Source organism: Mesorhizobium sp. M7A.F.Ca.MR.362.00.0.0 (assembly GCF_004023175.1).
In the GTDB taxonomy this organism is placed as follows: domain Bacteria; phylum Pseudomonadota; class Alphaproteobacteria; order Rhizobiales; family Rhizobiaceae; genus Mesorhizobium.
In genome coordinates this window covers 1-8,860 of the sequence record NZ_RZTF01000276.1, presented here as the reverse complement: position 1 = coordinate 8,860, position 8,860 = coordinate 1, and the positions used below count along the sequence as shown (strand labels likewise).

10 protein-coding genes are annotated in these 8,860 nt (G+C 63.1%); 7 read left to right on the top strand and 3 right to left on the bottom strand.

The features are described from left to right. Positions 1 to 52: 52 nt before the first annotated feature. Positions 53 to 853 carry a thioredoxin family protein gene (locus EOC06_RS26355; protein ID WP_127269003.1) on the bottom strand — a complete coding sequence of 267 codons (801 nt, stop codon included), beginning with the start codon at positions 851 to 853 and terminating at the stop codon, positions 53 to 55. A gap of 172 nt (positions 854 to 1,025) precedes the next feature. Here EOC06_RS26355 and EOC06_RS26350 point away from each other — a divergent pair, with 172 nt between their 5' ends. Continuing rightward, positions 1,026 to 1,703, top strand: a complete 678-nt coding sequence (locus tag EOC06_RS26350) for a ceramidase domain-containing protein (protein ID WP_127269002.1) — start codon at positions 1,026 to 1,028, stop codon at positions 1,701 to 1,703. A gap of 63 nt (positions 1,704 to 1,766) precedes the next feature. On the opposite strand, the gene acnA is transcribed toward EOC06_RS26350, so the two are convergent. Then, entirely contained in the window at positions 1,767 to 4,457 is a 2,691-nt protein-coding gene (acnA, locus tag EOC06_RS26345) for an aconitate hydratase AcnA (RefSeq protein WP_127273510.1), read from the bottom strand. Positions 4,458 to 4,737: 280 nt separating this feature from the next. On the opposite strand from acnA, the gene ccmA reads away from it, so the two are divergent. The 4 genes from ccmA (at position 4,738) to EOC06_RS26325 (ending at position 6,919) form a co-directional block, all read left to right on the top strand. Then, a complete protein-coding gene (ccmA, locus tag EOC06_RS26340) occupies positions 4,738 to 5,361 on the top strand; it encodes a heme ABC exporter ATP-binding protein CcmA (protein ID WP_128309155.1) in 624 nt (207 codons plus the stop codon). Between the two features lie 25 nt (positions 5,362 to 5,386). Continuing rightward, on the top strand, positions 5,387 to 6,052 hold the full coding sequence (gene ccmB, locus EOC06_RS26335) for a heme exporter protein CcmB (protein ID WP_128309154.1): 666 nt from the start codon (positions 5,387 to 5,389) through the stop codon (positions 6,050 to 6,052). Positions 6,053 to 6,176: 124 nt separating this feature from the next. Beyond that, positions 6,177 to 6,344, top strand: a complete 168-nt coding sequence (gene ccmD / locus EOC06_RS26330; protein ID WP_127268184.1) for a heme exporter protein CcmD — start codon at positions 6,177 to 6,179, stop codon at positions 6,342 to 6,344. Further along, positions 6,341 to 6,919: a DsbE family thiol:disulfide interchange protein gene (locus EOC06_RS26325; protein WP_127320938.1), complete on the top strand. Its 579-nt coding sequence runs from the start codon at positions 6,341 to 6,343 to the stop codon at positions 6,917 to 6,919. The genes ccmD and EOC06_RS26325 overlap by 4 nt, the downstream gene beginning before the upstream one ends. 157 nt (positions 6,920 to 7,076) lie before the next feature. Here the strand turns inward: EOC06_RS26325 and EOC06_RS26320 are convergent, their stop codons facing one another. Then, on the bottom strand, positions 7,077 to 7,244 hold the full coding sequence (locus EOC06_RS26320; protein ID WP_013528833.1) for a hypothetical protein: 168 nt from the start codon (positions 7,242 to 7,244) through the stop codon (positions 7,077 to 7,079). 263 nt (positions 7,245 to 7,507) lie between these two features. On the opposite strand from EOC06_RS26320, the gene EOC06_RS26315 reads away from it, so the two are divergent. Next, a complete protein-coding gene (locus EOC06_RS26315) occupies positions 7,508 to 8,428 on the top strand; it encodes an SMP-30/gluconolactonase/LRE family protein (RefSeq protein WP_127320937.1) in 921 nt (306 codons plus the stop codon). Between the two features lie 69 nt (positions 8,429 to 8,497). Next, a complete protein-coding gene (locus EOC06_RS26310; RefSeq protein ID WP_127330153.1) occupies positions 8,498 to 8,707 on the top strand; it encodes a 4-oxalocrotonate tautomerase family protein in 210 nt (69 codons plus the stop codon). Positions 8,708 to 8,860 lie beyond the last annotated feature (153 nt).

Here is an 8,860-nt window from a genome sequence, read left to right as displayed (position 1 = left end):
GGCCTCTCCCATCCGCTGTCCTAGCGAAGATGAGGGGCGACGCCGACGTCGGTTAAGGCTTGTGGATGAACGCGGCGCCGAGAATGGGACCGGGCATGCCGTCCTTGCCGACCGACTGCAGCAGCACGGCGCAGCCGCCCTTTTTGGCAATCTCGCTCATCGGCAGTTCGTAGCGTTGTGCCTTGCCATGCCACATGCCGGCGGTCTGTATCCCGGTGACGGCGTTCCAGTAGGTCATCTTGCGGCCGGTGTTCTCGCCCTCGCCGACCTTGACCGTCTGCGGCGGGTCGAAATAGACGATGACGACATGGGCGTCGCTGGGGCCGTTGCCGGCATCGCCAGCGTCGATCGTCACACGGTCGCTGGTGCGGCTGACCTTGACGGCGACGCGCATGCCTTCGCCGCTCTTGGCCATGCGGGCGAGCGCGCCATCGACCTCGCCGCGGCTGGCGCCGTTGACGTGGACACGGCCATTGATAACGGCCTGCGGCGTATAGACGGAGCGGCTGCCGAAGGCGCGCATGTAGTCGTATTGCCGCTCGGTGTTCTCCTTGCGGCCCAGCGTATCCTGCCAGCCGAGATAGTCCCAATAGTCGACGTGATAGGCGAGCGCGACGATATCTTCCTTGGCGGCAAGTTCGGAGAATAGCGTATCGGCCGGCGGGCAGGAACTGCAGCCCTGGCTGGTGAACAGTTCGACCACGCCCAATGGCCTGTCGATCTGGGGCCTGTCGATCTGGACCCGGTCGGCATGGGCGCGATCGGATTCGCCGGCATGCCCGGCGCCGGCAGACGCCGAGAAGGCCAGCGCAAGAGCTGCCAGCCACAATGATTTTCGCGAGGCCATGGCCATTCCGATTCCCGCCGGTGGTGCCGGCTTTATCTTGATTGCTAAAATATGTGGCAGAACCGGAAGTCAACGGGAAGTCACGTTGCGGTGAAATTTTGCCATTGCAGCCGACCGCAACCCCGCAATAGGAAGGATCTGCGCTTCAGGATAGAAACCGATTCGGGCGACAATCACGATGTGGCAAACGTTTTTGGCGCCAGTCGACCTCTATTGCGAGCGGACCGGCCCGGAATTCTGGTCCGAACCGGTAAACGCCCTGACCAACCTCGCCTTCATCGCCGCCGGCCTGTGGGGCGTGCGCGAGGTGCGAAGGCTGGGCACCGGCGCCTTCGCCGAGGTGCTGGCCTGGTGGGTGGTGGCGATCGGCATCGGCTCGACGATCTTCCACACCTTTGCCACCAAGGGCACGGTCTGGGCCGACGTGCTGCCGATCGCCGGCTTCACGCTGGCCTACACGCTGTTCAATTTACGCCGCTTCCTCGGCATGCGATGGGGCAAGGCCATTGCCATCTTCATCGCCTTCTATGTGCTTGCCGGGGCGATAACCCTGGCCGTGCCGGACTGGCTGCGCCAGGCGTCGAACGGTACGACGGGCTATCTGCCGCCGTTCCTGGCGCTCGCCTTCTTCGGTGTCTGGGTGACGGTGAGCGGCAATCGCGCCGGCTGGTATAATCTGGCGGGATCGGCGATCTTCGTCGTGTCCGTCATCTGCCGGATGATCGATCCGGTGATCTGCGGCAGCTTTCCTCTCGGAACGCACTTCCTCTGGCACATCCTCAACGGCGTGATGCTCGGCGTGCTTTTGGCGGCAGCGGCGCGGTTTGGGAAGCCTAAGGTAGGCAGTAGGCAGTAGGCAGTAGGCAGTAGGCAGTAGGCAGTAGGGGTCTCTATTCCCTACTGCCTAGTCCCCTATTCCCTAAGCTGCAAGATCGCGCAGCACGTATTGCAGGATGCCGCCGTTCTTGAAGTAATCGAGCTCATCCAGCGTATCGATGCGGCAGATGATCGGCACGTTCTTCACCGTGCCGTCGCCATAGGTGACCTTGGCGATCATCGTCTGGCGCGGTTTGATGGTGCTCAAGCCGTCGATCTCGACCAGCTCGTCTCCCTTGAGGTTGAGCGATGCCCATGAGGTGCCTTCCTCGAAGACGAAGGGAATGACGCCCATGCCGACCAGGTTCGAGCGATGGATGCGCTCGAAGGACTGGGCGATGACCGCGCGGACACCAAGGAGATTGGTTCCCTTGGCCGCCCAGTCGCGCGACGAGCCGTTGCCGTATTCGACGCCGGCGAAGACAACCAGCGGCACGCCTTCCCTTTTGTATTCCATCGCCGCGTCGTAGATCGATTCCTCTTCCTTGGACGGGTAGTGGATGGTGTAGCCGCCCTCGCGGCCATTCTCGCCCAGCATGTGGTTGCGGATGCGGATGTTGGCGAAGGTGCCGCGCATCATCACCTCGTGGTTGCCGCGCCGCGTGCCGTACTGGTTGAAGTCGGCGACGCCGACGCCGTGGTCGGTGAGGTATTTGCCGGCCGGCGAGGCCGCCTTGATCGATCCGGCCGGCGAAATGTGGTCGGTGGTGATCTTGTCGCCGAACAGGCCGAGCACGCGGGCGCCCTTGATATCGCCGATCTTGCCGAAACCTGACGTCATGCCGGCGAAATAGGGCGGGTTCTGCACATAGGTCGAGTTGTCGTCCCACGCATAGGTCTGGCCTTCCGGCGCCTTGACGTTCTGCCAGTACTCGTCGCCTTTGAAGACATCGGCATATTTGCGGGCGAACAGCTCGCGGGTGACGTTCTTCTCGATGAACTCCTGGATTTCGGCCGAGCTCGGCCAGATATCCTTGAGGTAGACCGGCTCGCCGTTCTTGTCCTCGCCTAGCGGCTCGGTGGTCAGGTCCTTTGTGACGGTGCCGGCCAGCGCATGCGCGACGACCAGCGGCGGCGACGCCAGATAGTTGGCCTGTACGTCGGGCGAGACGCGGCCTTCGAAGTTGCGGTTGCCGGACAAAACCGCGGCAGCGATCAGGCCCTTGTCGTTGATGGTCTTCGAGATCGGCGCCGGCAGCGGCCCGGAATTGCCGATGCAGGTGGTGCAGCCGAAGCCGACCAGGTTGAAGCCGATCTGATCGAGTTCCTTCTGCAGGCCGGATTTCTCCAGATACTCGGCCACCACCTGGCTGCCCGGCGCCAGCGAGGTCTTCACCCACGGCTTCTGTTTCAAACCGAGGCGGTTGGCGTTGCGGGCCAGGAGGCCGGCGCCGATCAGCACGCTCGGGTTCGAGGTGTTGGTGCACGAAGTGATGGCGGCAATGACGACATCGCCGTGACCGAGATCATGGTCGGTGCCTTCGACGGCGTAGCGCTTGGAGATTTCGGCGGCCTTCTTGTATTCGGTCTCCATCGCCTTGGCGAAACCTTCCGGAATGCCTTCAAGGGCGACGCGGCCCTCGGGCCGCTTGGGTCCGGCCATCGACGGCACGACGGAGCCAAGTTCCAGCTCGAGCAGATCGGTGAACACCGGATCGGTCGAGCCGGTCTCACGCCACATTCCTTGAGCTTTGGCATAGGCCTCGACCAGCGCGATGCGGTCCTCGCTGCGGCCGGACATTGTGAGATAGCGGATGGTTTCCGAGTCGACCGGGAAGAAGCCGCAGGTGGCGCCATATTCGGGCGCCATGTTGCCGATGGTGGCGCGGTCGGCCAGCGTCATGTTGGAGAGGCCCGGCCCGAAGAACTCGACGAACTTGCCGACGACGCCCTTCTTGCGCAGCATCTGGGTGACGGTGAGCACGAGGTCGGTGGCGGTGACGCCCTCTTTGAGCTTGCCGGTGAGGCGGAAGCCGATCACCTCAGGCAAAAGCATGGAGACAGGCTGGCCGAGCATGGCCGCCTCGGCCTCGATGCCGCCGACGCCCCAGCCGAGCACGCCAAGGCCATTGATCATGGTGGTGTGCGAATCGGTGCCGACGCAGGTGTCGGGATAGGCTGTCGTTTCGCCGTCCTCGGTGTTGGTCCACACCACCTGGCCGAGATATTCGAGGTTGACCTGATGGCAGATGCCGGTGCCGGGCGGCACGACGCGGAAGTTGCGGAATGCCTGCTGGCCCCATTTCAGGAATTTGTAGCGCTCCTCGTTGCGCTCATATTCCAGCTCGACATTGCGGGCGAAGGCCATCGGCGTGCCGAATTCGTCGACGATGACGGAATGGTCGATGACGAGGTCGACCGGCACCAGCGGGTTGATCTTCTGCGGATCGCCGCCGAGCGAGGCCATGGCGTCGCGCATCGCGGCAAGGTCGACCACGGCCGGAACGCCGGTGAAATCCTGCATCAGCACGCGGGCCGGGCGATAGGCGATCTCGACGCCGGCGGTGCCCTTGTCGGTCAGCCAGCCGGCCACCGCCTGGATCGATTCCTTGGTGACGGAGCGGCCGTCTTCGTTGCGCAGCAGGTTTTCCAGCAGCACCTTCATCGAATAGGGCAGCTGCGAGATGCCGGTGAGGCCGTTCTTCTCGGCCTCTATGAGGTCGAAATAGGCATACTCCGCGCCGCCTGCGGTCAGCGTGCGGCGGCAATTGAAACTGTCGAGGGATTTTGACACGTGCGATCCTTGTCTGTTCAGCCTGAAAGGGAACGGACGCCGATGGCATGCAATCACGCGCAAAGGTGCGGGTACGGCCATTTCCGCTGTCCGTTCCCAAGCAACCCGAGCCGTTCAAGGCGGCGCGTGCGCTGGTTCGGCGCTAATTCTGTTCCCGTGCCGACCGCTGGCACGGATGCACCGCATATAGAGAATTTTCTGGAATAGTTCTAGACAGTTGGAAAGCAAATTTGTGCGATGCGGCAGCGGCCGCGACACATGGTTTCAGGGCAGGCGAGGAATGCGGCTGATCGCCGAAAATCTGGGCGGCGAGCGAGGCGGCGAGGCGGTGTTTTCCGGAATCGATTTTGCCTTGGAGGAGTGTCGGGCGCTCATCGTCACCGGGCCGAACGGATCGGGCAAGTCGACCTTGCTGCGGGTCATCGCCGGGCTGCTGCCGGTGGCGCAAGGCAGCGTGAGGATCGAGGGCGTCATGAAGATTGAAGACGGGGGCGAAGCGTTCCCGTCAATCGCGTCGGCCTGTCACTACCTTGGCCACCAGAACGCAATGAAACCGGCGCTCAGCGTGGCGGAGAATTTGCACTTCTGGCGCGACTTCAACGGCGACGGACAGCTCGGCGTCGAAGAGGCGCTGGAAACGGTCGGGCTCGATGGCATCGGCCACCTGCCGTTCGGCTATCTATCGACCGGGCAACGGCGCCGGGCGGCGATCGCCAAGCTTCTGGTCAGCCACCGGCCATTGTGGTTGCTGGATGAGCCGACAGCAGGGCTGGACAAGGCGTCGGAGGCGCGGTTTGCGGGGTTGATGGCCAAGCATTGCACGGATGGCGGGATGATTGTCGCGGCGACGCATCTGCCGCTGGGGATCGAGGGGATGGAGTTGAGGATGGGGGAAACGGGTTGATGATGGCGCGCGAGCATCTCATACCATGCTAGCGCTCTTCCTGCGCGACATCCGCCTCAACATCCGTGCCGGCGGCGGGGCGCTGACCGGGGTCATCTTCTTCCTCGCCGTCATCGCCACCATCCCGTTCGGAGTAGGGCCAGACCTGAAGCTGCTGGCCCGCATCGGACCGGCCATCCTGTGGATCGGCGCGCTGCTGTCCTGCCTGCTCGGGCTCGACCGGTTGTTCCAGGCCGATCGCGAGGACGGCTCGCTCGATCTCCTGGTGCTCGGCAATGATCGCCATATGCTGGCCGTGACGGTGCTGGTGAAATGCCTGGCGCATTGGGCGGGGAGCGTGCTGCCGCTGGTCATCGCGGCTCCTTTGCTCGGCCTGTTCATGAACATGGAGCCGCTAGGCATCGGCGCCACGGCGCTGACGCTGCTGGTCGGGACGCCGGCGATCACGTTCATCGGCGCCGCCGGTGCGGCGGTCGCGGTGGCGCTGCCGCGTGGCGGGCTGCTGATCTCGGTGCTGGTGCTGCCGCTGACCATTCCGGTGCTGATCTTCGGCGTTTCGGCAAGCTATGGAGCGACCGCCAATCCCGATCCGTTTCTGCAGCCCTTCCTCATTCTTGCCGCGCTGACCCTGTTTCTTGGCGTGCTGGGCCCGGTCTCGGCGGCGCTGGCGCTGCGGCATGGAACGGATTGACGCGGCGTATGACTGCGGCGCGGCGGCCGATTGCGAAGCCGACGGAGCGAGGCTAAGGGAAAGGCATGTCTAGACTGGGCGACATGATCGGCTTGGAAGCCCCCACTTCAGCGAGGCCCGTCGCATGAGCGCGCATGCACTCTACGTGACCGCCGCCTATGGCATCACCGCCGTGGTGCTGGCCGGATTGATCGGCTGGATCCTGCTCGACCAGCGGGCGCGCAAGCGCGAACTCGCCGAACTGGAGGCATCCGGCGTGCGGCGGCGCTCCGACAAGGCCGCAAAGCCATGAGCACCGAAACGGAAACGCCGCCCCCACGCACTCGTCGCCTGTTCGTGCTGTTGCCGTTGCTGATCTTCCTCGGCCTGGCCGGACTGTTCCTGTCGCAGCTGCTGTCGGGGCGCGATGCTTCGGAAGTGCCGTCGGCCCTGATCGGCCTGCCTGCGCCGCAAACCAGCCTGCCTGCGCTGGAGGGGTCCAACCTGCCGGGGCTCGATTCGAAAACCTTCGCCGGCAAGGTCACATTGGTCAACGTCTTCGCGTCGTGGTGCGCGCCATGCCGCGAAGAGCACCCGGTGCTTCTGGCGCTGTCGCAGGATAAGCGTTTCACCATGGCGGCGCTGAACTACAAGGACCGGCCGGAAAATGCACGCCGGTTCCTCGGTGATCTCGGCAATCCGTTCCAGGCGATAGGGGTCGACGAAGCGGGCCGCGCGGCGATCGACTGGGGCGTCTACGGCGTGCCGGAGACCTTCGTCATCGGCAAGGACGGCAAGATCGCCTACAAGCATGTCGGCCCGCTGACGCCCGAGACGGCGAGGGATCTCTTGCTGCCACAGATCGACAAGGCGCTGGCGGCACGTTGATATTCAGGTGATGCCGGCCTGCAAACGGCGGCTTCCTGCGCTTCCGGTGCTCACGTACTTAAGTACGCTCCGCTCCGGTTCTCGGAAACCACCGTTTTCGTCTCGGCCTGACCTGAATCTCAACGCACCTTGGCGGTGCGTCTTATCGGACTCGAGATCAGCCGTAGATCTGCTTGTGGATCTGGTAGAGCATTTCCGAGCGGTCGGCGCGCATGTCGGCCAGATCGCGGCTGGAAAAGCTGTCGATTTCGGCGACAAGGCGGTTGTAGTGCTTGCGCTTGGCAATGCTGTTGCGAGCGCGGGTCATGAGACTGTCGAGGATCATAGCAAGGTTCCTTTTTTGGCGCCGCGTTTCGGCGGCGGTTTCTTCCTCCCTTGATCGATACGAAGCATGACATAGTAATGGTGCATTGCAAAAAGAAGATGTTGCAATGCACCATTGCGCTGGACGCATAGCCGGTTAATACGGCGCTAACGTCATGCACAGAGCCGGCAAGCGATCTTTTGCATGACACTGTGCGTACCCACATTGCCTTCTGTCCCTCCGGCTGGCTTGATCCGGGTGTCATTGATGCCGGGAGGAAAAGCATGGCGGCCGCAGACTATTATGAAATTCTCGATCCGCGCTTCGCGCGCCTGTTCAACGGCAACGCGCAGGTCGAGAAGCTGTTCACCGGATGCCAGTGGGCGGAGGGGCCGGCCTGGTTCGCCGCCGGCCGCTATGTCATCTGGTCCGACATCCCCAACAACCGCATGCTGCGCTATGACGAGACCGACGGCAATGTCAGCGTCTTCCGCCAGCCGTCCGGCAATTCGAACGGCAACAGCGTCGACCGGCAGGGCCGGCTGATCACCTGCGAGCATTCGGGCCGCCGTGTCAGCCGCACCGAGTTCGACGGCTCGGTCACCACGATCGCGTCCAAATGGAAGGGCAAGCGGCTGAATTCGCCCAACGACGCGGTGGTGAAATCCGACGGCTCGATCTGGTTCACCGATCCGAGCTACGGCATCGATACGGATTATGAGGGCGACAGGGCCGAGAGCGAAATCGGCGCCTGCCATGTCTATCGGGTCGATCCCGGCACGGGCGAGGTCGAAGCCGTCATCACCGACATGGTCCGGCCTAACGGCCTGGCCTTCTCGCTCGACGAGAGCAAGCTTTATGTCGTCGATACCGGCCGCACGCATGGCGCACAGAATCCGGCACATATGCGGGTGTTCAATGTCGGCAAGGGCGGCAAGAAGGTTTCGGGCGAGAAAATCTTCGCCGACTGCACGGCCGGCCTGTTCGACGGCTTCAGGCTCGACGAGGACGGCCGCATCTGGACGAGTGCCGCCGACGGCATCCATTGCTACGATCCGGACGGCACGCTGATCGGCAAGGTCAAGGTGCCGGAAGTCACCGCCAACTGCGTGTTCGGCGGCAACAAGCTGAATTGCCTCTATATCGCCGGCACCACGTCGCTCTACATGGTGCGGCTGATGGTCAACGGCGCCAAGACATACTGAGACTGGAGCACTGGCTGAGACTGGAGCACTGGCGGCCGTTCGCGAGCACGAACATCCCGGGAGGACAAAATGCCATTCGTCAACATCCGCATCGTCAAGGAAGTGATATCAGCCGATCCGGCAGGCAAGAAGGCGGACATCGCCAAAAAGGTGACGGCGGCCATCATGGACGCCACCGGGCTGAGCAACGACGATGTCTGGGTGGTTTTTGAAGAGGTCAACGCGCGCGATTGGTACGTTGGGAAGACTGATGTGGAGACGCTGCGAAGCAAGAAGTAGTTCGAAGGCGTGGCTGGACGTTGGAGATTGGCGAAAACCTTTCCTCTTCGTCATCCTAGGGCGAAGCAGTCGCGAAGCGACGTCGCGGAGACCCTAGGATCCATGCCGCGACTTTCAAGCAGAGCGCAACGGTGAAATTCCATTCCTGTCTCT

Bases quoted from the DNA above. Each gene is read 5' to 3' on its own strand.
- EOC06_RS26315 (WP_127320937.1), top strand. From the start codon at position 7,508: ATGGCGGCCGCAGACTATTATGAAATTCTCGATCCGCGCTTCGCGCGC.
- EOC06_RS26310 (WP_127330153.1), top strand. From the start codon at position 8,498: ATGCCATTCGTCAACATCCGCATCGTCAAGGAAGTGATATCAGCCGAT.
- EOC06_RS26350 (WP_127269002.1), top strand. From the start codon at position 1,026: ATGTGGCAAACGTTTTTGGCGCCAGTCGACCTCTATTGCGAGCGGACC.
- ccmA (WP_128309155.1), top strand. From the start codon at position 4,738: ATGCGGCTGATCGCCGAAAATCTGGGCGGCGAGCGAGGCGGCGAGGCG.
- EOC06_RS26320 (WP_013528833.1), bottom strand. From the start codon at position 7,244: ATGATCCTCGACAGTCTCATGACCCGCGCTCGCAACAGCATTGCCAAG.
- ccmB (WP_128309154.1), top strand. From the start codon at position 5,387: ATGCTAGCGCTCTTCCTGCGCGACATCCGCCTCAACATCCGTGCCGGC.
- EOC06_RS26325 (WP_127320938.1), top strand. From the start codon at position 6,341: ATGAGCACCGAAACGGAAACGCCGCCCCCACGCACTCGTCGCCTGTTC.
- ccmD (WP_127268184.1), top strand. From the start codon at position 6,177: ATGAGCGCGCATGCACTCTACGTGACCGCCGCCTATGGCATCACCGCC.
- EOC06_RS26355 (WP_127269003.1), bottom strand. From the start codon at position 853: ATGGCCATGGCCTCGCGAAAATCATTGTGGCTGGCAGCTCTTGCGCTG.